The sequence below is a fragment of the Micromonospora sp. HNM0581 genome (assembly GCF_012726175.1).
In the GTDB taxonomy this organism is placed as follows: domain Bacteria; phylum Actinomycetota; class Actinomycetes; order Mycobacteriales; family Micromonosporaceae; genus Micromonospora.
Window position 1 is genome coordinate 20866 of sequence record NZ_JAASAD010000004.1, and the last position, 22346, is coordinate 43211.

Annotated in this window: 23 protein-coding genes; 11 read left to right on the forward strand and 12 right to left on the reverse strand. The window is 69.9% G+C overall.

Features of this window, described 5'->3' with window-relative positions; translation table 11 throughout:
* The first annotated feature begins 65 nt into the window (after positions 1 to 65).
* Genes HCA58_RS07405 through HCA58_RS07415 form a run of 3 tightly spaced genes read left to right on the forward strand, consistent with a single transcriptional unit; the run spans position 66 to position 3402 of the window.
* Positions 66 to 1265 (forward strand): FxsB family cyclophane-forming radical SAM/SPASM peptide maturase, encoded by a 1200-nt coding sequence (locus HCA58_RS07405; protein ID WP_169597021.1) that lies wholly within the window; start codon positions 66 to 68, stop codon positions 1263 to 1265.
* Between the two features lie 17 nt (positions 1266 to 1282).
* Positions 1283 to 2578, forward strand: coding sequence for an HEXXH motif domain-containing protein (locus tag HCA58_RS07410; RefSeq protein WP_169597022.1), 1296 nt, complete (start codon positions 1283 to 1285; stop codon positions 2576 to 2578).
* Between the two features lie 35 nt (positions 2579 to 2613).
* On the forward strand, positions 2614 to 3402 hold the full coding sequence (locus HCA58_RS07415) for a hypothetical protein (RefSeq protein ID WP_169597023.1): 789 nt from the start codon (positions 2614 to 2616) through the stop codon (positions 3400 to 3402).
* A gap of 90 nt (positions 3403 to 3492) precedes the next feature.
* Here the strand turns inward: HCA58_RS07415 and HCA58_RS23410 are convergent, their stop codons facing one another.
* Positions 3493 to 4119 (reverse strand): hypothetical protein, encoded by a 627-nt coding sequence (locus HCA58_RS23410; RefSeq protein WP_240955674.1) that lies wholly within the window; start codon positions 4117 to 4119, stop codon positions 3493 to 3495.
* A gap of 274 nt (positions 4120 to 4393) precedes the next feature.
* Here HCA58_RS23410 and HCA58_RS07425 point away from each other — a divergent pair, with 274 nt between their 5' ends.
* Together HCA58_RS07425 and HCA58_RS07430 are read left to right on the forward strand one after the other, a co-directional pair.
* Positions 4394 to 5029, forward strand: coding sequence for a hypothetical protein (locus HCA58_RS07425; RefSeq protein ID WP_169597025.1), 636 nt, complete (start codon positions 4394 to 4396; stop codon positions 5027 to 5029).
* Between the two features lie 105 nt (positions 5030 to 5134).
* A complete protein-coding gene (locus tag HCA58_RS07430; RefSeq protein ID WP_169597026.1) occupies positions 5135 to 5536 on the forward strand; it encodes an MmcQ/YjbR family DNA-binding protein in 402 nt (133 codons plus the stop codon).
* Positions 5537 to 5847: 311 nt separating this feature from the next.
* Here HCA58_RS07430 and pdxY read toward each other — a convergent pair whose 3' ends face one another.
* The 3 genes from pdxY to HCA58_RS07445 form a co-directional block, all read right to left on the reverse strand.
* Positions 5848 to 6699 (reverse strand): pyridoxal kinase PdxY, encoded by an 852-nt coding sequence (pdxY, locus tag HCA58_RS07435; RefSeq protein ID WP_169597027.1) that lies wholly within the window; start codon positions 6697 to 6699, stop codon positions 5848 to 5850.
* A 250-nt stretch (positions 6700 to 6949) separates the two neighbouring features.
* Positions 6950 to 7954, reverse strand: a complete 1005-nt coding sequence (locus HCA58_RS07440; protein WP_169597028.1) for a MerR family transcriptional regulator — start codon at positions 7952 to 7954, stop codon at positions 6950 to 6952.
* 6 nt (positions 7955 to 7960) lie between these two features.
* Positions 7961 to 8623, reverse strand: coding sequence for a HEAT repeat domain-containing protein (locus HCA58_RS07445; RefSeq protein ID WP_240955702.1), 663 nt, complete (start codon positions 8621 to 8623; stop codon positions 7961 to 7963).
* Positions 8624 to 9039: 416 nt separating this feature from the next.
* Here HCA58_RS07445 and HCA58_RS07450 point away from each other — a divergent pair, with 416 nt between their 5' ends.
* Positions 9040 to 9363 carry a hypothetical protein gene (locus HCA58_RS07450; RefSeq protein ID WP_169597004.1) on the forward strand — a complete coding sequence of 108 codons (324 nt, stop codon included), beginning with the start codon at positions 9040 to 9042 and terminating at the stop codon, positions 9361 to 9363.
* Between the two features lie 284 nt (positions 9364 to 9647).
* On the opposite strand, the gene HCA58_RS07455 is transcribed toward HCA58_RS07450, so the two are convergent.
* A complete protein-coding gene (locus tag HCA58_RS07455) occupies positions 9648 to 10604 on the reverse strand; it encodes a diacylglycerol kinase family protein (protein ID WP_169597030.1) in 957 nt (318 codons plus the stop codon).
* Between the two features lie 201 nt (positions 10605 to 10805).
* Between HCA58_RS07455 and HCA58_RS07460 the strand changes: the two genes are divergently transcribed.
* Both HCA58_RS07460 and HCA58_RS07465 read left to right on the forward strand, forming a co-directional pair.
* Positions 10806 to 11996, forward strand: a complete 1191-nt coding sequence (locus HCA58_RS07460; protein ID WP_169597031.1) for a helix-turn-helix transcriptional regulator — start codon at positions 10806 to 10808, stop codon at positions 11994 to 11996.
* A 215-nt stretch (positions 11997 to 12211) separates the two neighbouring features.
* Positions 12212 to 12376, forward strand: coding sequence for a hypothetical protein (locus HCA58_RS07465; RefSeq protein ID WP_169597005.1), 165 nt, complete (start codon positions 12212 to 12214; stop codon positions 12374 to 12376).
* Positions 12377 to 12477: 101 nt separating this feature from the next.
* Here HCA58_RS07465 and htpG read toward each other — a convergent pair whose 3' ends face one another.
* The 4 genes from htpG to HCA58_RS07485 form a co-directional block, all read right to left on the reverse strand.
* The gene (gene htpG / locus HCA58_RS07470) at positions 12478 to 14394 is read right to left on the reverse strand and encodes a molecular chaperone HtpG (RefSeq protein WP_169597032.1); all 1917 of its coding nucleotides are present in this window, start codon (positions 14392 to 14394) and stop codon (positions 12478 to 12480) included.
* Between the two features lie 87 nt (positions 14395 to 14481).
* Entirely contained in the window at positions 14482 to 15135 is a 654-nt protein-coding gene (locus HCA58_RS07475) for a GerMN domain-containing protein (protein WP_240955676.1), read from the reverse strand.
* Entirely contained in the window at positions 15132 to 16487 is a 1356-nt protein-coding gene (locus HCA58_RS07480) for a HAMP domain-containing sensor histidine kinase (protein ID WP_169597033.1), read from the reverse strand. Before HCA58_RS07480 ends, HCA58_RS07475 begins: the two co-directional genes overlap by 4 nt.
* On the reverse strand, positions 16484 to 17167 hold the full coding sequence (locus HCA58_RS07485; protein WP_169597034.1) for a response regulator transcription factor: 684 nt from the start codon (positions 17165 to 17167) through the stop codon (positions 16484 to 16486). The genes HCA58_RS07480 and HCA58_RS07485 overlap by 4 nt, the downstream gene beginning before the upstream one ends.
* Positions 17168 to 17318: 151 nt before the next feature.
* Here HCA58_RS07485 and HCA58_RS07490 point away from each other — a divergent pair, with 151 nt between their 5' ends.
* From HCA58_RS07490 to HCA58_RS07500, 3 genes are all read left to right on the forward strand, one after another.
* On the forward strand, positions 17319 to 17774 hold the full coding sequence (locus tag HCA58_RS07490) for an STAS domain-containing protein (protein ID WP_169597035.1): 456 nt from the start codon (positions 17319 to 17321) through the stop codon (positions 17772 to 17774).
* A 43-nt stretch (positions 17775 to 17817) separates the two neighbouring features.
* The gene (locus HCA58_RS07495; protein ID WP_169597036.1) at positions 17818 to 18087 is read left to right on the forward strand and encodes a GlsB/YeaQ/YmgE family stress response membrane protein; all 270 of its coding nucleotides are present in this window, start codon (positions 17818 to 17820) and stop codon (positions 18085 to 18087) included.
* Positions 18088 to 18171: 84 nt separating this feature from the next.
* Complete coding sequence (locus tag HCA58_RS07500; protein WP_169597037.1) at positions 18172 to 18849, forward strand: STAS domain-containing protein; 678 nt, start codon at positions 18172 to 18174, stop codon at positions 18847 to 18849.
* 6 nt (positions 18850 to 18855) lie between these two features.
* On the opposite strand, the gene HCA58_RS07505 is transcribed toward HCA58_RS07500, so the two are convergent.
* From HCA58_RS07505 to HCA58_RS07515, 3 genes are all read right to left on the reverse strand, one after another.
* The gene (locus HCA58_RS07505; RefSeq protein ID WP_169597038.1) at positions 18856 to 19356 is read right to left on the reverse strand and encodes a hypothetical protein; all 501 of its coding nucleotides are present in this window, start codon (positions 19354 to 19356) and stop codon (positions 18856 to 18858) included.
* A 156-nt stretch (positions 19357 to 19512) separates the two neighbouring features.
* Positions 19513 to 20781, reverse strand: coding sequence for a cytochrome P450 (locus HCA58_RS07510; RefSeq protein WP_169597039.1), 1269 nt, complete (start codon positions 20779 to 20781; stop codon positions 19513 to 19515).
* A complete protein-coding gene (locus HCA58_RS07515) occupies positions 20778 to 22331 on the reverse strand; it encodes an AMP-binding protein (RefSeq protein WP_169597040.1) in 1554 nt (517 codons plus the stop codon). Before HCA58_RS07515 ends, HCA58_RS07510 begins: the two co-directional genes overlap by 4 nt.
* Positions 22332 to 22346: the final 15 nt, after the last annotated feature.

Consider the following 22346-nt stretch of genomic DNA (forward strand, 5'->3'; position numbering starts at 1 on the left):
GTCGATGTATGCTGTGGACCTGTCGACCCGGCCGACCGGCCGCAGCCAGGACGGTGAAGCTCCTGATGCCCGGACCTGATGATGACCACCGGCCAGCCGGTGTGACCGCCGCCCAGCCCGCTGCGCCGATCGCGTTCCGTCAGTTCGTGCTCAAGCTGCACAGCCGCTGCGACCTGGCCTGCGACCACTGCTACGTCTACACGATGTTCGACAAGCGGTGGCGGGATCTCCCCCGGGCGATGCGCCACGAGGTGATCGAGGCGACCGCCGGGCGCATCGGCGAACACGTCAGGGCACACCGGCTAGACCGGGTGTCGGTGATCCTGCACGGCGGTGAACCGCTGCTGGCCGGACCGGAACACGTCGAGACAGCCGTGTCGGTCATCCGACAGGGCGCGGCGCCGGTGCCGGTACGGATGACCGTGCAGACGAACGCCACCCGGCTCGACGAGCGGTACCTCAGCATGTTCGACCGGCTCGACGTACGACTGAGCGTCAGCCTGGACGGCGACCGGGCCGCGCACGACCGGCACCGACGCGGGCCCGACGGGCAGGGCAGCCACGCCCGCGTCGAGGCCGCCCTGCGTCGTCTCACCACGGGCTACCCGCACCTGTTCAACGGACTTCTGTGCACTGTCGACCTTCGCAACGACCCGGTGACCACCTACCTCAGCCTGCTGGAACACCGGCCACCGACGATCGACTTCCTGCTACCGCACGGCACCTGGACTACTCCCCCGCCCGGACGCCCGGCAGATCCCCGTCTGGTCCCGTACGCGCGGTGGCTGATCCAGGTGTTCGACCGGTGGTACCACACGCCGGGCCGGCCGGTCCGGATCCGACTCTTCGACGAGATCATCCAGTTGCTGCTCGGCGGTGCCTCCCGACTGGCCGGGGTGGGCCTGAGTCCGATGGCGGTGGCGGTCGTGCAGACCGATGGTGAGATCGAGATGGACGACACGCTAGCCGCCGCCCACCCCGGCGCTGCGCGTACCGGTTTGCACGTGCGACGGGATCCGTTCGACGCCGTCCTCCAGCTGCCCGTGGTACGCGCCCAACTCAACCCGGCTGCCGCGCTCTGCGCGACGTGCAGTGCCTGCGACCTGCGGCAGGTCTGTGGCGGCGGGCTGCGCACCCACCGTTGGCAGGCCGACAACGGCTTCGACAACCCCTCGGTCTACTGCCCCGACCTGTACGCCGTCATCAACCACATCCGCCGGACGGTACGTCGGGACCTGGCGACACTGCCCGGGGCGGCACGTTGATCCTGCCGGCGCACCGGATGTCGACGGCGGTCCTCGACGAACTCGCCGCCGGCCGGGGCGGCGAACGAGCGGTTGCGCAGCTGCGGGCCGCGCAACACAGCAAGACCCTCCTGCTGCTGCGCGCCATGCTGCTACTGGTACGCGAGCGGGCACACCCGGACCGGGCGGCGGTCGAGGCGGCGTACCAGGTGCTGGCAGAGGTTCCGCCACCGGATCGGTTGGCCGCGCTCGCCCATCCGCCCGTCGCCGCATGGGCCTTCGGCACCGTGTCGCTGCTGGAGGCGGGTAACGCGTCGACGGCGTACCCGGGACTGCTCGCCGCCGTGGCGGTGGCCGCGGCCGTCCGGGCGGGCACCGACACCGAACTCGACGTCCCGCTGGCGCGCGACGCCAACGGCCTGCTGGACCTGCCGGGTCTCGGCACGGCGACCCTCCCGGCCACCGCCGCCCAGGCCCGGGTCCAGGTGACCGGCGGGCAGGCTTGGGTGACTGCCGCTGGTACCCGGGTCGCCATCGTCGCCGGTCGGTCGTCCGACCGGCGATGGCGGCCACTGTCCCGGCTGGACGTCACGCACGACGGGCTGAAGCTGTCGCTGCTACTGGACACCCGGACCTGGCGGCACGTGCCCGGCCTGGACCGAAGGCCCTGCTTCAGCGTGGGACACACCGGTGCCTGGAGGTCGCGGCTCGACGGTGCATGGCGGATGCTCGTCGAGCACCACCGGCCAGTCGCCGAGGAGATCTCCGCCCTGCTCCGCACGCTGGTACCGATCGCCGCACCTCGGACCAGCACCCGCAGCGGCACCTTCCACCACGCCTTCGGTTCGGTGGTCATGTCGCTGCCACCGGACGCACGGTCGACGGCGGTGGCGCTCGCCCACGAGGTCCAGCACGCCAAGCTCGCCGGCTTCACCGACATGTTCGCCGTCCTGGAACGGGGGCCGACGGAGCTGTTCTACGCTCCGTGGCGGCCCGACCCACGACCGTTGGACGGTCTGCTGCACGGGGTCTACGCCCATCTGGGGGTGGCGGGTTTCTGGCGTCGGCAGGAGCAGGTGACCGAGCCGGGTGCGGCGCGGCACGCGGCACAGGTCCATTTCGTCCGGTGGACCAGGGCAGCCGCCGACACCGTAGCGGTGCTTGGCATCCAGCCCCGACTGACCCCGGTGGGCCGGCGTCTGGTGCACGGCATGGCCGGTGTACTCGACCGATGGCAGGCGGAGCCGGTCGACGCACGGGCGGCTACCGAGGCCGACCGGCTGCTGGCAGCGCACCGCGCCCGGTGGGACCGTCACCGGGCGCCGACCGGCTGACCACTCGTCTCGCCAGACTCCACTACGCTGGGTTCATGGGGGAGGAACGCGAGAGGCCTACGCGTCGTGAGTGTTTCGTGATCGCCCCGATCGGCCCGGAGGGCTCGGAGATCCGTAAACGCAGCGACCAGATCCTCAAGCACGTGATCCGTCCGGTGGTCGAGGAACGGGGCTTCGTAGCGGTACGTGGCGACGAGATCGAACGAGCCGGTCTGATCACCTCCCAGGTGCTGGACCGCATCATCCGCAACGATCTCGTCATCGCCGACCTGACCGACCAGAACGCCAACGTCTTCTACGAACTGGCGGTCCGGCATGCCCTGCGTAAACCGTTCGTGCAGCTGATGGCGAAGGACCAGCAGCTGCCCTTCGATGTGCAGGGCATGCGGACGATCCTGGTCGACCACACCGATCTGGACAGCGTCCACGCCGCGAAGGAGCAACTGGGTCGGGCCATCGACGCGATCGGCCGCGAGGCGGACATCGTCACACCGATGTCGGTCGCGCTCACCCTGCAGGAGCTGCGCGGCTCGTCAAGCCCGCACGAGGCCGGACTTTCACAGATCATCGAGACCCTGCCACAGATGATGGACATCCTTCAGGAGCTGCAACGTCACCTCGGGACCGGAGCCGTCACGTCGGCGCCGACCGAGGACGACGACCATCGCCGGTTGCGGACGATGGTCGAGTCCCTTGCCACCCGCGGCGGGGTCACCGAGGACGAACTCGCCGGGCTGCTCGGCGGCGGCAGCAGCAAATTCGAACGGTGGGTCGAAAGCCTCATCCAGCGGGCCCGCGGCTCCAACAACCACGGACCGGCCTGACCGGGGCTCGTCTGCCGGTACACCGGGGCGTTGACCGCCTGCGGCCCGGGTCCGCGCCCCAGGTGGTGAGGGTAGGCAGGCGACGGAGCGTCAGGATGCCTGACGCACCGCCTGCTGGTAGAACCAGGCGAGGTGTTCGACAAGTGCCTCGCGGGCCGAGGCGTCGGCAAGGACCTCCAAGGAGAATCCGGGACGCAGGGCCAGCTTGGCGGCGGCGATGTTCACCCCCGGCAACTTGTTGAGCCGCTGGCGGAACTGCTCCCGAAGGGTGATGGCGTCGAATGGCGGCCGGACACTCAGGTGTTGGAACACCAGCTCGAACTTGCCGCTCGGATAGATCGCCGCGGGCCAGATGTTCCCCAGCTCGTGCTCCTTGCCCCGCGCCATGAGGAAACACGATGTCTCACCTCCGGAGCCGTAGAGCGCTCGACCGCCCAGTCCCGCCCAGGCTTCGATGACGGCAACCGTGGCGGCGACCACCCGGGCGTCCTGCAGGTCGGTCAGCTGCTCGACGAAACGGTCGTCCAGCGAATCGTTACGGTGGGAGCGGGGTCGGTGGAACTGCCGAGGCGTGTCGTGCTGCGGTAGGCCAGCAAGTTGGGCCAGCTCGTCGACGCCGAAGCGTTGTGCCTGGTTGGCCCGGCCGTACGTGTCGAACTCGACACCTTCGGCCCGCAGCAGATCGCGAGGGTCGCCCTCTCGGTCGCGGAGGTTCACGGCGCACCCATCGACGAAGTTGAACGCCGCCGGACGCTGGTCATGGGCATCATGCTCGGCGGCAGCGGTTCCGCTCGTCGACCACCGCACCCAGCCGTGTTTCCGCGACGTTACACCGCTCCCGGGCATCGACGGAGGTCAAGCCCCGTCCGGTTGACTTACTTCGTTCATCTATCGGCGCAGGTCTTGCCCGAGCGGGCCGCCAGACCCCACGATCTGCACTCATAGTCACCGCACCAGTGCGCTGTGACATGGTCCTGTGGGAGGGTTCCGAATGAATCGAATGGATCGGGTGTGGCGGCGTTTCGCTGCGTCCAGGTCGACGGCGCTGCTGCGGATGGCGGCGACGACGCTGGCCGCCGTCGTCGTCGGCGGGGCCGCCGCCGTGGCCCTGGCGACGCCGGCCAGCGCGGCGACGACGACGATCTGCAAGAACCAGGCGGTGCCGGCCGGGTACGTCGTCATCGCCGAGGGCTCGTCGATCTCCTGCCCCTACAGCTTCCCCAACACCTGGACCATCACGATCCCGTCGACCACCACGACGACGGTGATGTGCAAGGTGTCTGCCGTGCCGACCGGCTTCGTCGTCGTCGCCGAGGGCTCGTCGATCTCCTGCCCCTACAGCTACCCGAACACCTGGACCATCCGGAAGCCGTCGACCACCACGTCCACGGTGATGTGCAAGGTGTCCGCCGTGCCGACCGGCTTCGTCATCACCGCCCAGGGCTCGTCGATCTCCTGCCCCTACAGCTACCCGAACACCTGGACCATCCGTACCCCGTCCACCACCGGCACCACGGTGATCTGCTCGGTGTCTCCGGTGCCGGCCGGCTACGTGGTGGTGGGCACCGGATCGTCGATCTCCTGCCCCTACAGCTACCCGAACACCAAGACCATCCGGCTGCCCTGACGGTTGGCCAGAAGCCCCGCCGCCGGTGTCACACCGGCGGCGGGGCGGCGGCCGTGTACGGAGGGTGCCGGCTGCTCTGTCGGACCAGTGTCGTAGCGTGAGTCGATGACCGACTTGGTGGCGATCATCCGGCAGGCCTGCCTGCGTCTTCCCGAGGTCAGCGAACGACTCAGCCACGGCACCCCGAACTGGTTCATCCGCGACAAGAAGGCCTTCACCACCGTCTGGCCCGATGGTCATCATCAGAACGACTTCCCCCATCTGTGGTGTGCCGCGCCGCCGGGGTCCGCCGCCGAGCTGATTGCGGAGGACCCGCGAACCTACTTCCGCCCGCCCTACGTGGGACATCGCGGCTGGGTCGGCGTCCGCCTCGACACCGGCATCGGCGAGGCCGAGCTGGCGGAGATCATCGAGGACGCCTACCGGACGGTGGCACCGAAGACCCTGCTCGCCCGGCTCGACACGGCCGGACAGCACCCGTCGGCGAATCCGGGTATCGGTCCGTAGACAGTCTGCAGTTCACCACCGGCCGGAAGACAGGGCGTCGGACCGCTGAGTCCCGGACGAGGACGTCGGTAGCTACCGACCGAGCGCCCTGTTGCGCCACGCTGCCCGGTTCCGCTGTCTCCGCAGCCGAGACCGGCACCTTCAGCTGCCCCGGCCACGCGGCGGCGTACCCCACGTAGTTCCCCGCCGTTGGTTGTTCGGGCGTCAGTTCAAGGACTTCACTCCCACTCCCTGTCCGGTGCAGCCGTTCGGAGAGGCCACTGCTGTGCGGTATGGAGTACCGATGTCGAGTCAGCGGTGCGCACCGTGCGCTACCGCAGTCGCCGGGCGGCGAAGCGGGTCGGGGGGTCGGCGATCGCGGACTGGGCGGTGACCAGTTGCAGTTCCCGGGTGCCGGCCGCGAGAGTGGCCTCCAACACGGCGAAGATCGAGTTGGTGGTCCGTTCCAGCGCGGTGGCCGGCGAACCCGTGGTGGCCAGGTGCGCCAGATACAGGGCGGCGGTGATATCACCGCCACCGTTGGGGTTGATCGGCAGCAGCGGCGTCGTCACCGCCCAGGCACCGGCGTCGGAGACGGCCACCACCTCCAGCGCACCAGCCGGCAGGTCGTCGTGCAGCACGCTCGTAACCAGTACGTGCCGGGGCCCGGTGGCGCGTACCGTGTCGACGGCCGCCAGCAGGTCGCCGATCGTGTTCGTCCGGCGGCCGGCGAGGAACTCCAGCTCGAACTGGTTGGGGGTGACGATGTCGGCGCGGGGCACCACCACGTCACGCAGGTACTCGGGGATGCCGGGCCGGACGAACATGCCCCGGCCGACATCACCCATCACCGGGTCGCAGCAGTAGAGGGCGCCCGGGTTGAGGGTCTTCACCGAGGTCACCGCGTCGAGGATCACCGCACCCATGGCCGGATCACCCTGGTAGCCCGAGAGGACCACGTCGGCGTCGCCGAGCACCCCCCGGTCGGCGATGCCGGCGATCACCTCGGCAACGTCGGCGGGCGCCAACAGCGGACCGCGCCACGCGCCGTACCCGGTGTGGTTGGAGAAGTGCACGGTCAGCACCGGCCACACCTCGTGGCCGAGCCGTTGCAGGGGGAACACCGCCGCCGAGTTGCCGACGTGGCCGTAGGCGACCGAGGACTGGATGGACAGAATTTTCACTGTTCCATCATCGCGGTCGGTGGCCCTCGATGGACCGGGTCCCGCCACCCGACACTGCTCGACACCATGGCCCAATGTGTTCCAGGAGGCCACCGCCACATCCGCCGCCGTTCCGCCGGTCGGGTCGGGGCCGACAACTGACCGGTCGTGGGCCGCGTCCAGCAGCTCAGGAACCGACGCTGTCGGGACGATGGCTGTGGGCAAGGTCGCCGCTGTCGAGTTGGCGGCGTGGACGGATCGCCCGACACGGCTACCGATCGTTCCGCAGGGTGAGCACGTACCGGGCGGTGTGTGCCACCGTGCGGTCCTCGTCATGGGTCAGGGCTGCGAGGGCACGCGCGGCCGTGGCCCCGGGGATGTCCGCGAGCGCCTGCGTCAACCGGCTACGCACCGGCGGGGCCACACCGTCGGCGGTGAGGTGCTCGACCAGGTGGCCGGCGATCCGCTCCGCCAACGTGGGCTCACCGGCCAGCGCCGTCAGTGCGTCGGCCGCGTCAGCTTCGTTCGTCTCCTCGACGACCATCGCGACCAGGATCGGGATCGACTCGGCCCCGCCGCGGGCGGCGAGCGCGAGTGCCGCGTACCTGCGGACGACGAGGTCGGGGTGGGCGAGGGTGTCCCGCAGCAGCACGGTCGCGGCGCCGTCGGGGATCTCGGCGATGGACCGGACGGCGCGTTTGCGTATTTCGGAGTCGGGTGCGTCGAGGCCCACCGCCAGCAGCGCCGCCGCATCGCCTGCCGACTTCGCCAGCGCCCAGCGCAGCGCACCGGCGACGTTCGGGTCCGCTTCGCTCAGCACCGCCTCGACAAGTGCCTCCGCCGGCACCGCCGGGTCACCGGCAGAGGACAGGGCAGCGCGCTGACGGCGTCCGGCGTTCTCGGAGCCGAGAGCTTGGAGCAGGGCGACGGCCTGGAGTACGTCCGCCCAGTCTTCGGGTTGGGCGGCGCCGATCCGACGCAGCCGGGTGAGCAGCTCTGTCTGGGTGGTGATCCGCGCCGTGGTCTGCTGGATCAGGTCCGCCACAAGCTGCGCGGGGGTGAAGGCGGGATCGTCCAGCGCCCGCTTCACTTCCCGCAGTGACAGTCCCAGCGACCGCAGGCTCTCGATGTGGAAGATCCTCCGGACGTCGTCGCTTGAGTACTCCCGGTAGCCGACCCCGGTGCGGCCCGTCGGTTCCACCAGGCCGAGCGACTCGTAGTGCCGGAGCATCCGGGCACTGACGCCGGAGCGTCGGGCCACCTCACCGATCAACACCGCCGGTCACCGGATCCGGTCGTTCTCACCGAGGGCCACCGTACGCTTGGCCTCCTCGATCGCGAACTCGAAGCCGGCGTCCGGGTCGTCGAGCAGGCGTTGCGTGGCGATCGCGTGCTGCCGCACGCCGGGGTCGGGATTCTTCCCAGCCGCAGCCAGGACCGGAGTGATCACCTCCCCGAGCCCGATCAGCGCCCGGCTGAGGCTCAGCTGTGTCTCCCGCCCACCTCGCCCGAGTTGGGTCGCCAGCACGGCGGCCAACGCCGGCTGCTCACCGTCGGGTGCCAGCACCACTGCCGCCCGCCAGGCGCTGCGCGCCACCTCGTCGTCGGCGTCGGTCAGCAACGCCTGGGTGATCGCCGGCCACGACCGCCGGTCCCCGATCTTGGACAGGGTGTGCAACGCCTGGCTGCGGGCCTGGGCGGTTTCCGAGCGCAGCTCCGCGACGAGCCCGGGGACGGTCAGGGCGGCTGGGTGCCGGGTGAGGGCCCAGGTGAGCATTTCGCGTACGGAGAAGTCGGGCTCGACCGCACAGCGCTGCACCAGCTTGTCAATCAACTGCGGGTCGGGTGTCGTGCCGGCCGCGAGCGCGGCCCGCAGCCGCACCGACGGGTCGGCGTGCGCCAGGCCACGCAGCATCCGTGCCGGCTGCGTGGACTCTTGTGACATGTTCATCCGGATCACCTCCTCGACACAGTGAAGACCTTGTCACTCTGTCAAGGTCAAGCCGTTGGTGCCCGGGCAACGGCCGGACACCTCACGGCCCGCGAAGGTCCCTCGGTCAGCGCTTCGGTGCCTTGACTTTCTGCTCGTTGTGGTTGTTGCCTCGTCCGTCGGGCTGGTAGTCGCGCTCCACGTTGCCGGCCGCGTCCACCGAGAACCAGTGCACGGCCGTGCCGACGGGGATGGTGGGCGTCTCGCCGCCCTCCCGGATGCCGGCCGAGCCGCAGAGCGTCGAGGCGTAGGTGGGTCGGCTGCGGTGTTGGTGACGGGCACCGCCAGGGTCGCCAGCAGGAGTCCGGTGTTTGACCTGCGTGCAGACTGGAGATCAAGAGCGTGAGGGTAGTCAACGAGGGGGATCACGCGTGTCCGAGAACGCCACCGACCGGCCCGACCACACAGCCACCCGCCCGGCGGGTATCACCGATCCGCTGCTGTGGCGGCTCGCCCTGGGCGTCGCCGACGCGCACGCGCCGGGCGAGGACGCAGGCTGCACCCACCTGCTGTGCGCCGGCCAGACCTGGCCGTGCGAGCCGTGGCAGCAGGCCCAGCGGGCGCTGAACCTCGCCCAGGGCGGTACGGCAGGCGAGACGTCAGCTCCCGCTGCCAGCCGGGACGACAACTGGGCGGACTCGACCGCCCGACCGACCTGGTCGACGGACCACTCCCGTCGCCAGTCCGCCGCCTGAGCGCGCCAGGCCGGGCCGCGATGTCAATGTTGCGTTGACGGGTGCTCGACCCGCTCGACCAACTCGCCGGCGTCCCGTCCGCCCGGGTGGCAGCGCGATGGCCCTGGTCACCGGCCGCTGGATCCTCGACCTCACCCACTTCCCCCGGCCTGGCCGTGCTCACCGCCTCTGCGCTCACACGCCCACCCTCGCCGGCCCTTGGCTCGGCGCTGTCGTCGACCGGCTGCCCCGGCGCCCGGTCGTCGTCACGGCCGACCCGACCCTCACCGCCACCCTGCCCGGGCTCACTGTGGGGCGGGTACCTCCTCGGCGTCCCGATCGGGGCAGCACACGGTCAGGGCGGCGGGCATGGCGCGTGCCTTCAGTTTCCGGGCCGTGCTGCGGGCGCCGCCGTCCAGTTCGTACGTCTTGGGGTCGGCGAAGCGGACCTTGACCCTGCGGCCCCGGGTGATCCGCACGAACTTGGAGTCCTCGGAGCGGCCGGTGGCCATCTTACCGAGGGTGCGGGCCCAGTCGACGGCGCCGCTGGCGGTGGAGACACCGATCTCCAACGCGCCGCTGTCGGGGCGGGCGTCGTCGAAGGCGGGGATGCCGCCGGTGATGGTGCCGACGTTGCCGAACAGCACGCAACTGGCCTCGCCGTCGAACCAGAGGGCACCGTCGACGGTGATCCGGGTCCGGGTCAACTCGCCGCGCACGTGGCGCAGCCCGGTCCACACGTAGGCGAGCCGGCCGACACGTCCCTTCATCTCCCGGTCGGCCTCGCGGATGAGGTCGCCGTCGAAGCCGGCACCGGCCATCACCGCGAAGTGCTCGCCGTTGAGCTTGCCCAGGTCGAGCCGGCTCCGCCGCCCGTGCAGGCCGATCCGGACGGCCTCACGCAGATCCTCGGGAATGCCCAGGTTGGTGGCGAACAGGTTGGCGGTGCCGGCCGGCAGGATCGCCATCGGTACGCGGGATCCGGCGAGGGTGTCGGCGCACCGTTGGACCATGCCGTCGCCGCCCCATACGAAGACCAGTTCGGCGCCCTTGTCGAGCGCCTTACGGACCTTTTTCGGTGCCTTCCGGCTTTTGGGCACCTCGTACCAGAGCAGGTGCTCGACGCCCGCACCGACGAGGGCGGCGCGCAGCTCGTCCAGGCCCCCACCGAGGTTCTTCTTTCGGTGGGCCACGACCGCGACGGTGCCCACCGCCACGGCGGGCGCAGGCCGGTCCGGATTCACAAGCGCACTCGCACTCATGCCGGCCAGTGGTACCCAGCCACCAGAAACTCCACTCCTGCAGTAATACCGCCGTGTCTTCTGCGCGCCGAAACCACGGCGGTGCCTGACTTGGCCGATGCGGCATGGGTCTCATCGGCAACGAAGCGGGGTACCGTCCAACTTGTGGCTTGGGGCGCGTGCCGCTTACCGAACCGGCCACTCGGGAGGTAGACGGTAAGTATGGTCAAGAGTGCCGACACCGTGGGTGCGAGGATCCGCTATTGGCGGATGCGTCGGGGCGGCATGTCCCAGGCCGTCCTCGCCGGGCTCGCTGGAGTCAGCCAGTCCTACGTCTCGCAGATCGAGTCGGGGCGGAAGATCATCGACCGGCGCTCCGCCCTCGTTGCTTTCGCTGCCGCTCTCCAGGTCACCGTGGCCGACCTCCTGGGCCAGGGCATCGAGACCGGCGACCCCGCCAGGGAGCGGGCGGCGGAGTTCGTGCCGGCGATCTGGTCGGCGCTGATCGAAATCGAAGACGGCGAGCGGCGGCCCCCGACGCGTGCCAGCGAACAGCTGACTGGCGACATCGAACGAAGCGACCGGCTCCGCATGAGCTGCAACTACCCGGCCATGGCCCGGATGCTTCCCAACCTGCTGGTGGAGGCCGCCGCCGTGGGCGGTCCGACACTTGCGCAGGCCGCCTACCAGGCGTCGACATGTCTTCGGCATCTCGGATATCGACACCTGGCGCTCAATGCAGCCCGGGTTGCGGTGTCGGCGGCCGGGAACGTCGAGGATCCTGCCTGGATGGCAGCGGCGCGCTTCGCCTACGTGCAGAGCCTGCCGATCGAGTCGGCGGCGCTCGCCGCCAAGGCCGCCGACCGGTCACTTGGCGAGTTGCAGGCCGACGCCGGCGAAGTGCGGGTGCGTCAGATGCTCGGCCAACTGCACCTCTCGGCCGCGTTAACCTCGACCGTGGACGGCCGCCTGGATATCGCTCGCGACCATCTTGCCGAGGCGACCCGGGAGGCGGCCAGTCTCGGCGATCCGGTCGACGGGGGCGGCTTCAACGGCTGCGGCTTCGGACCGACCAACGTCGGGCTCTGGCAGATGTCCATCGCGGCAGAGCAGGGCGAGATGGGCCAGGTGATCGAACTTTCCCGCACTGTCCGACCGCAGGTGCTCGCAGCGACGAATCGGCAACTGTCCTACTGGCTCGACCTTGGCCGTGCCTTGACGGAGAGCGGCCGTCGAGACGCGGAAGCGCTGGGCGCATTCGTACAGGCCGAGCGAGCCGCACCCATTCCGTTCGCGCTGAACCCCCTCGCGCGCGACGCGGTGGTTTCCCTCGCCCAGCGGGCAAGGCGTCGGGCCGTCCCAGTTGATCTTCGGCTGCTGGCTGGCCGAATGGGCATCAGACTCGCCACATAACTTCCAGTGATTACTCAGTCACCACTGCCTCCTACTGTCCGATTCGGAGAGGGCAGCCGTCCTCTTCGGCCCGATGAGACAGAAACCCTTCACTAACCCGTGCGGTCCGACGGATCACACGGGAGGAGGCGGTGCGCGCCACGCGGCCCGGACGAAGGATTCGGTGGTCAGCCCCTCCTGACCGAGGTCTCGCGGCAGAGATCGGTGGAGGTGAAGTGAACGTGCAGGACGAGGAACCTGTGAGCCGGGGCGAGCAGGTCGAGGGGGCCGAGCGGGACGCTGCGCGGCGGCGACTGCTGGAGCAGGCCGAGGCGCAGCGGATTCCGGTGGACGAGACCACGCGGGCGGTACCGGAACGGCGTTGGCGACGTGACCGGTAGGGGTGAGGTGCCAGCCCCGACACGTTCCTGACACCCACAGCCACGGTCTTGCCCGCTGCCGGGATCGAGTTGGTGCCACTCGATCCCGGCAGCGGGCGCGGCTACAGGGTGCGGGCGAGGCGGTCGGCGAGGATCCGGGCGAACCGCGACGGGTCGGCCAGGTCTCCGCCCTCGGCGAGCAGCGCGGTGCCGTAGAGCAGCTCGGCGGTCTCCGTGAGGGAGTCGCCGGTGGCGCCCTGCTCGTGTGCCTTGCGCAGGCCGGTGACGAGCGGGTGGGTGGGGTTGATCTCCAGGATCCGCTTGACCTTCGGCACCTCCTGCCCCATCGCCCGGTACATCTTCTCCAGGGTGGGCGTGAGGTCGTGCGCGTCGCCGACCACGCAGGCCGGCGACGTGGTCAGCCGCGACGACAGACGAACCTCCTTGACGTGGTCCGCCAGCACGGTGCCCATCCAGCCGAGCAGGTCGGCGTACTCGGTGCGCTGCCGCTCCCGCTCGGCTTCGGCCTCGGTACGCTCCTGCTCGGTGTCCAGGTCGACCTGCCCCTTGGCGACCGAGCGCAGCGTCTTGCCGGCGTAGCTGCCGACCCGCTCGACCCAGACCTCGTCGACCGGGTCGGTGAGCAGCAGCACCTCGTAGCCCTTGGCGCGGAACGCCTCCATGTGCGGGGAGTTCTCGATGGTGACCCGGTTCTCGCCGGTGGCGTAGTAGACGTCCTGCTGGCCCTCCCGCATGCGTTCGACGTAGCCAGCCAGGTCGGTCTGCTCGGCCGGGTCGTGGGTGGAGGCGACCGAGAGGATCTCCAACAGGGTGTCCTGGTTGTCGGTGTCCTCCAGCAGGCCCTCCTTGACCGCCGGCCCGAACTCGGTCCAGAAGGTACGGTAGCGCTCCGGCTGGTCGGTCTTGAGTTCCTTGACCGTGGCGAGGATCTTCTTGACCAGGCGACGACGGACGGCGCTGATCTGCCGGTCCTGCTGCAGGATCTCCCGGGAGATGTTCAGCGACAGGTCGTGGGCGTCCACCACACCCTTGACGAACCGCAGGTAGTTGGGCATCAGCGCGTCGCAGTCGTCCATGATGAACACGCGCTTGACGTAGAGCTGCACCCCCCGACGGCCCTGCGGGGAGAACAGGTCCAGCGGCGCGTGGGTGGGGATGAACAGCAGTGCCTCGTACTCGAAGGTCCCCTCCCCCCGCATGTGGATGGTCTCCAGCGGGTCCGCCCAGTCGTGGCTGACGTGCTTGTAGAACTCGTGGTACTCGGCGGGCTCGACCTCGCCGCGCGGGCGGGCCCACAGCGCCTTCATCGAGTTGAGGGTCACGGTCTCGGTGGTGGCGGGGGTGTCGTCGGTGCCGGGCCGCTCGACGGTCATCCGGATCGGGTGGGCGATGAAGTCGGAGTAGCGCTTGACGATCTCCCGGATCGTCCACTCGGCCGTGTAGTCGTGCAGGTTGTCCTCGTCGTCGGCGGGCTTGAGGTGCAGGGTCACCGCCGTGCCCTGGGCCGCGTCGTCCAGCTCGGTGATGGTGTAGGTGCCCTCACCGGTGGACTCCCAGCGGGTACCGCCGCTCTCCCCGGCCCGCCGGGTGACCAACTCGACCCGCTCGGCCACCATGAACGCGGCATAGAAGCCGACGCCGAACTGCCCGATCAGCTCCTGCGAGGCACCCGCGTCCTTGGCCTCCCGCAACTGCCGCAGCAGCTCCGCGGTGCCGGACTTGGCGATCGTGCCGATGACGGAGACCACCTCGTCGCGGCTCATGCCGATGCCATTGTCCCGCACCGTCAGGGTACGGGCGTCCCGGTCGACCTCGATGGCGATGTGCAGGTCGTCGATGTCGACCGCGAGGTCCTTGTCGACCATCGACGCCAGGCGCAGCTTGTCCAGCGCGTCGGACGCGTTCGAGATCAACTCACGGAGGAAGACATCCTTGTTCGAATAGATCGAGTGGACCATCAGCCGGAGCAGCTGACGCGCTTCGGCCTGGAACTCCAACGTCTCGGCCCGGTCGTTCACACCAAGTCCCTTCCGGTCGTTGCCACAGCGGTTCGCGGAAAGGATACGAGCCGTCGCGCTGCGCGTGTGTCGGGTGGTCCCCACTTCTCAACGCGGATTGATCAGCACGGCGTAATCGGCGGCGGTGAGCGGCCCCGACGACAACGAGCCGTCCGCCCTGGGAACACTCAGCGGCCTGCCGCCCTCCACGAACAGCACCGCCGTCACATCGGTACGGGCGCTGAGCGTGCAAACGATCTGACCGTACGCCAACCGGCCGTCGCTGCGTCCGGTGTCCACGGCGGTCAGTACGACGGTCACCCGGGCCACCCCGTCGACCAGCTCGACGACCGCGCTGGTGAAGGCCCCCGGCAGGGCACTTGTCAACCCGTCGTCGCGCTCCTCGGGGGTCGGCCCGGCCAGAAGCGCCCGTAACTGCGCGTCGAGCGCAGGCACCTGATCGGCCCGACGGATCACCGGCACCAGACGTTCGTCGCGGGAGAAGTAGAGCACGTCGGTCACCGCGCCGGTCTCGGCCGCCGTCGGCGCGGCCGTGGCGGTGGACGGAAAAGGTACCGGTGGCGCGGTGACCGTGCGGGGTCGGTCCTCGGCGGGCACCCCGCACGCCCCGAGCAACGCGACGGCTACCAGCGCGGTCGTGCCCAGTCGAGCGGCGCGAGCAGGGCGGGTGGTACCTGCGGCTCTGACGACCCGCGTGAAAGGGCCGGGTGGCACGGGTCGGCCGGTGGTGGAGCGCATCATGTGACGCTCCCGGGCAGGGTGACCCGAAACCGCGCGCCGCCCTCGGGCCGGTCGCTCACCGACGCGTCTCCGCCGTGCGCGGCGGCGTGCTGGGCCACCAGGGCCAACCCCAAACCTGTGCCGTCGCCCTCGCCCCGGTAGTTGGCGGCCCGCCCACGGACGAAACGGTCGAAGATCGCCTTGCGGTCCTCCATCGGCACTCCCGGCCCCTCGTCGTCGACCTCGATCACGCCCGTGTCGGCGGAGTGGGACAGCCGCACCTCGACGGGTCCCGCGCCGTACCGCTCGGCGTTGTCCAACAGATTGGTCAGCACCTGCGTCACCCGGCGGCGGTCCACCCGCCAACTGGGCGGCGTTCCCGTTGCCAGCCGCACCATCGACTCCGGCAGGTCCCGGTCCCGGCACGCCTGCCGGGCCAACCCGGGCAGGTCGACCGGTTCCCGGTGCACCGGCTGATCGGCACGGGCCAGATCCAGCAGGTCATTCACGAGTTGCTGGAAGCGGTCGATCTCGTCGGCGACCAGCCGGGCCGCGGTGGCGGTCCGCTCGTCCTGCCCCTGCCGGCGGCGGGACAGCACGCTCGCCGCCGCGGCGAGCGTCTGCAACGGCGAACGCAGTTCGTGACTGACGTCGGCGGCGAAACGACGGTCCCGGTCGATCCGACCGGCCAACTCGTCGACCATGCGGTTGAACGAGGTGGACAGACGGGTCAGGTCCGGGTCGGTGTCCGGGGTGAGCCGGGTGGTGAAGTCACCGGCCGCGATCCGCTCGGCCGCGTCGGCGACAGCGGTCAGCGGGCGCAGCCCGTGTCGGGTGGCGTACCACCCGAGAGCCGCCCCCGATCCGGCCACCATGATCGCCACGGCGGTGAGTGCGAGCGCCAACACCTGGAAGGTCTGTTCCAGCTCACGTAACGAGGCGATCTCGTAGAACGCGGTCGACTCGGACAGCGGAACACCGACCAACATCACCGGGCTGTCGTTCACGCGGACCCGCTGCACCGCAGGCTTGCCCGCCGAGACGAGTTCCTGGAACCGGACCGGGACGATGGTGGTGAGCCCGGTGTCGGCGCTACGGGCATACCACTCGCCGTCGAGCAGCACCAGGGGTCGCCGTCCGGTACCGGTGTCCAACGCCCGCAGTGCCTCAGCGACGTCCGGATTCTCGGTGTTCAGCCCGGCCCGGACCACTGCGGCGTCGTAGTACGCCGCCCGCAGCACGGTGCGTTCCCGCTCGTCGAGCAGGGTGCGGCGGGTCAGCTCGTACGACACCAGGGCCATCGAGGCGGCCAGTAGCAACGCACCGATCGCGAACGCGGCGGTGACCCGGGCACGCAGTCCGAGGCGTCTCATCGTTGCAGCTTGTAGCCCAGCCCGCGCAGCGTCACCAGGTGCCGGGGATTGGCGGGATCCTCTTCGATCTTCTGGCGCAGCCGCCCGACGTGCACGTCGACGAGCCGTTCGTCGCCGCTGTCGTACCCCCACACCCGGCTGAGCAGCTGTTGACGCGAGAGCACCCGGCCGGCGTGCTCGACCAGCTCGCACAGCAGTCGGAACTCGGTACGGGTGACCGCGACCGGCGCACCCGAACGGCGCACCTCCCCCGCCTCCGGGCTGACCTCCAGCTCACCGAAGGCGAACACCGGCACCGGTCCGTCCGACGCACTGGACGTGCGACCGCGTCGTCGCAGGGCGCGCAGCCGCGCGGTCAGCTCCTTGATCGCTACGGGCTTGACCACGTAGTCGTCGGCACCGGCCTCCAGGGCGGCGACGATGTCGTGGGTGTCGTCACGGGCGCTGACCACGACGATCGGCACGTCGTCGTCGCGGCGCAGCTGGCGGATGCCCTCGAAGCCGTCGATACCGGGCAGCATCAGGTCGACCAGGACGTAGTCGGCGGGATCGCGGCGCTGGGTACGCAGCCCCTCCTCTGCGGTGCCGGCTCCCCGGGCCTCGTAGCCCTCGTCCTCGAGCGCGAGCAGTAACGCCAACCGGATCCGGTCGTCGTCCTCGATCACCAGTACCGCTGTCATACCGGAATCATCCCCAAGCGCCGACCACCGGGCCAACCGCGATCGACGACAGGGGCTTTTGTCACGCAACTGTCATCCGTCCGCGCGGTGGCCGCCAACCCCGCTGGGCAGGGTGAGAGCCACTTGGAGACCGCAGGAGAGGGCCGTAGACGTGACCACACCACGACGCCCCGAATGCTCGGTGCCGCTGGTCGAGGTGGCCATCACCGAGTTCGATCTGAGCTGTCTGTCGGAGACCGGCGCGGTCCTCGACCGTCTCCTGGCCCTGAATCCCCAGCAGGTCGTGATCGATCTTGCCGGCTGCCGGCACATCGACGCCGCCGCCATCGGCCTGCTGCTCGACGTGCACCGCCGGATGGTCCGCACCGGTGGCGTACTCGCGGTACGCAATCCGAACCCGCGCATCACCCGCATCCTGCAGACCGCCCGACTGGATCAGATCCTGCCGGTACACACCGACCTCGGGGGCACCCCAGCCCCGGCGGCGACCCCCGCCACAACCGCCCCCGACGCACCGGGCGTCCTACCGAGTGGCGTGACACCGCCGGCGGGTCCGGCACCCCGCGCTGCCGCGTTCGGCCGCGCCACCGTCACCGCGCGCACCTGACACAGGGCGGCCGACGCACCAGATCGCGAGTACGAGGAGCAGCATGACCAGCGCCGGGATTGTCACGGCTCTCGCCGTCGGCCTTGCCGTCGGCGCACTCGGCCGGCTGGTCCTGCCCGGTCGTCCGAGCGCGCCGGTATGGCTGACCATGACCATCGGTGCCGTCACCGCGCTACTCGGTGCCATCACCGCCTGGCTTGCCGGCGTGCAGGGGTTCAGCATCCTGGGCCTGGTGGTGCAGGCCGGGCTGGCCGCCGTCGCGGTGGTGATCGTGGTCGCCACCACCGGCAAGGAACGCCCCGACTCCCGGTGAGCAGTCCGCACGGCGTCGGTGCTGAGCCCGCCGCCCCGAGTCCCGACCCCGGCCGACCGGCCGCGGTACCGGAGAGGAAGCAGGATGACCGTCGTACCGGACGACAACCTGATGACGTTGATCTGCGACGTCTGTGGTGACACCACCACCGGCACCGCCTGCGTGTTGCCCGACGCCGAGGTCGTCTGGACGTTGGTTTCCGACCACGGGTGGAGTGGATCGCCGTTCGCCACCGGTCCGCACCGTTGTCCCCGGTGCAGTGCGCTGCCGCCGGGCAGCCCACCCGCCGACGGTGACCGCGGCGGGTCGGGCGGCGTGACCGAGGTGGCGGTGCCAGCAGACAGCGGCGTCGACCCGCACACCGGTGATGCGCTGCGGGCAGCGCTGCGCGGCGCTGTCGACGTGGCCGGGACGGTGGTGGTGGACCTGACTGACGTTCAGGTCATCGACTCGTTCGGGTTGGGCATACTCGTCCGGGCGCACCGTGACGTACGCGACCGTGGGGGGCGGCTGTGCCTCGCCGCACCGTCGAGGTTCATCCGGACTGTGCTGCACACGATGAAACTCGACGGGCTGTTCCCGATCTTCGACAGCCTCGACGCTGCCGTCGGTCAACTACAGGTCGCGGTGGGGCACGATGCCGATGCCGTTGACGTCGTGCCGGTGGATGTCACGCCAGCCGACGTACCGAGACCCGCCGCAGAGGTGACGCCGAGGGTGCCCACGGCCCGCCGTCGTCCGGTGAGCCGCGTCAGCGTCTGAGCTCGGCTAGGAGGCGGCGGAGAAGCCGCCACGGCGACGTAGTCGGCCGATCCATCCCTGCGCCGTGTGCCGGGGCACCCCGTAGTGTTCGGCGACTGCGGTGACCGTGCCGGTGCGGTTGAAGACCTCGACGACATCGTCCGGCATCCGCCGGTAGACCCGGCCCTTCGGCACCGAAGCCTCGGAGCGGCGGCGCATGGCCGTGGCGGCGCGGTTGGCACCGGAACGCGGGGTCCGCTTACCGACGCCCGGAACCCGGGGCTCGTCGACGGGGACCTCCCCGGTGTCGTCGGACGACACCACCGGCGCCAGCGGTGCGGTGTGGTCGGGGAACAGAGCCCGCAGAAGCAGATTCAGGTCGAAGGAGGGTAGAGCCGGTGCCGACATACCACTGCCTGCGCGCATGACGAGCTCCACCACCCGAGGTGTCGCATCATCCAGGTCGACAGAGATCACGGTTTCGCTGTCCGCATTCTCGGCTCTGATGGTGATTGTGTAGTCACCCATCGCTACCCTCCGCTGTCCCTCACATCAAAGCACACACCCCGACAGTGTGGTGGTTGAACATTCTAGACAGACTAGCGGATCGAGGTGCTTCCCTACAGGCCGTGTGTGCAGTCTGTTGAGTCGACCGGAAGCAGCCGATGCGCACGTCACGCCAGGTCACCCCTCAGCGGGCCGGTGGGTGAACCGCCCGGGCAGCGATTTCAACCCGTTGACGAAATTGCTCTCCAACCGAACCACAGGACCGGTCACCTCGAAGTTCGCCAGATGCGGGACCAACTCCCGCAGCATCGTCTGCGCCTCCAGTCTCGCCAAATGGGCACCGAGACAGAAGTGCGGGCCCATGCCGAAAGACAGATGCGGGTTCGGATTGCGGTCCAGCCGCAACGCCTCCGCATCGACGAAGACCGCCGGGTCGCGATTCGCCGCCACGTACCACAACACCACCTTGTCGCCCTCCGCGATGGGCTGACCACACAGTTCGGTGTCCTGTGTTGCGGTGCGCCGGAACTGCATGATCGGCGTGACCCAACGCAACAGCTCCTCCGTCGCCGTCGGCAACAGCGTCTCGTCACGCGAGAGCCGTTCCAACTGCACCGGATCCGACAGCAGCGCCAGCACCCCGCCGGAGATCAGGTGTCGGGTTGTCTCGTTGCCGGCCACCACCAGCAACAACCAGAAACTACAGAACTCACGATCGGACAACCGGCGGCCGTCCACCTCACTCGTCGCCAGCAACGTCATCAGGTCTCCCCGTGGCGCCCGACGCCGCTCGTCCGCCACACCAAGCGCGTACTGGAAAGCCTCGAAGAACGTCCGCCGGTAGACCTCCACGTCCCCGCCGCCGTACTCGGGGTCGTCGAAGCCGACAAGGTTGTCGCTCCAGCCGCGCAACAGGTGCCGATCCTCGCGAGGCAGTCCGAGCAGATCCGCCAGGACCAGCAGCGGCAGCTCCGCGGCGAGGTCGGCGACCACGTCGCACTCCCCCCTGTCCACGGCTCGGCGCACCAGGTCACGGGCGTGGACGGCGACGCTGTCCTGCAACGCGCGGATCGCCCGGGGCGTGAACACGGAGGTGACCAGACGACGGATCCGCGAGTGTCGCGGCGCATCCATGTTCACCAGCAACTGCCGGGCCTGTTCCAAGTCGGCCGCGGTGCGCGGGTCGGGAAGGAACGCGCCCCTGCGGCCGGAGGAGAACACCTCCGGTTGCCGGGACGCGGTGACCACCCCCTCGTGGCTGGTCACCGCCCAGAAACCGGAACCCTGGCTGAGCATCCGGCCGGCACCGCCGCGCCGCCACAGCGCTGGTTCCGCAACCCAGGACACCGGTTCCTCGCGTCGCATCCGGGCGAACTCGGCATGCGGCACCGCAGTTCCGTACGTCGCCGGGTGGGCCACGTCCGGGCGTTGCACCACAGGGTTCATGAACGGCCTCCAGCGGTTTCCCGGCGCAGCAGATCGCGTAACACGTCGTGACGGAGCTTGCCGGTGCCGTCACGGGGCAGTTCGGCAACGAACCGCCACCGACGCGGCACCTTGAAACCGGCAAGCGAACGCCGGCAGAACTCGTCCAGCACCTGCGCGCCATCGGCCGGGTCGAGCCGTTGCGGATCAAGCTCGACGACCGCCACCACCCGTTCGCCGTACTCGTCGTCCGGCTCGCCCGTCACCGCCGCGTCCCGGACCGATGGGTGGGACAGCAGGACCGCCTGCACCTCCGCCGGATGAATGTTCACCCCACCGGAGATGATCAGGTCGCGGGCCCGACCGGTCAGGTAGAGGTAACCGGCGTCGTCCAGGAACCCGGTCTCACCGTAGGTGAACACGCCGGGCCGCAGATGCGCCTCCCGGGTCTCGGCGGGAGCGTTGTGGTATTCGAACGTCTTGCCGGCCCGGTGGACGAACACCCGACCCGGCTGGCCGGGCGGCAGCTCCGAGCCGTCCGGACCCAGGATGACGATCTTGTGGGGTGGCACGGCCCGACCGACGCTCCCCGGATGTTGCAACCAGTCCTCGGCACCGATCAGCGTGACCACTCCCGCCTCGGTCGCCGCGTAGTACTCGACCACCACCGGCCCCCACCACTCGATCATCTGCCGTTTCACCTCGACCGGGCACGGGCCGCCGCCGTGCCACACCGTCCGCAGGCTGCTCACCACCGCCACGGATCGGACCCCGGCGTCCAGCCGCAGCAGCCGGACGAACTGCGTGGGCACCAGATGGCAGGCGGTGATCCGGTGCTCGGCCACCGCGGCCAGGAACGCCTGCGGGTCGAACCGCTCGTGCAGCACCAGCCGGCTGCCACGCAGCAGCGGCAACAGGGCGAAGAACAGTTGCGCCGAGTGGTACCAGGGGCCCACCAGCAACACGGCGCCACGTGCCGGGACGGCCAACGTGTACCCGGCGTAGGCCAGCAGCCGATCCACCCGACCGAACGGCGCACCGGTGCGGAACAGTCCGTTGCGTACACCCTTGGGCATTCCGGTGGTGCCGGAGGTGTAGAGCATGGTGGAGCCGCACACCTGATCCTCCGGCTCGTCGTCAGCGAGCGGTGCGAGCAGCGGTTCGACCGCTGCGGCAGCACCGACATCCCGCTCACCCGCGACGAGCCGGTCGATGCTACCGGGGCACGCGCGCACCGCCTCGTCCACCACAGCGGCGTACGCCGGCTCGGTCACCACCAGCCGGCTGTCCGAGTCGGTCAGCAGGTACGCGATCTCCGACGCGGTCAGGTGCCAGTTGACCGGCACCACCGTAACTCCGGTGTGGATGGCGGCGAGCAGCGCCTCGAAGGTCTCCCGCCGGTTGCCGCACACCACCGCCATCGTGTCGCCGACCCGCAGCCCTCGGGCGCGCAGCAGGCGGATCCACCGGTTGACCCGCGCGTCCAGACCCGGCCAGTCCACCGTCCCGGCGGCGTCACGCAATGCCGGCTGTCCGGCATCCACGGCCAGGTCCCGCAACAGTTCTGCCACGGCTCCCCCTTCGAA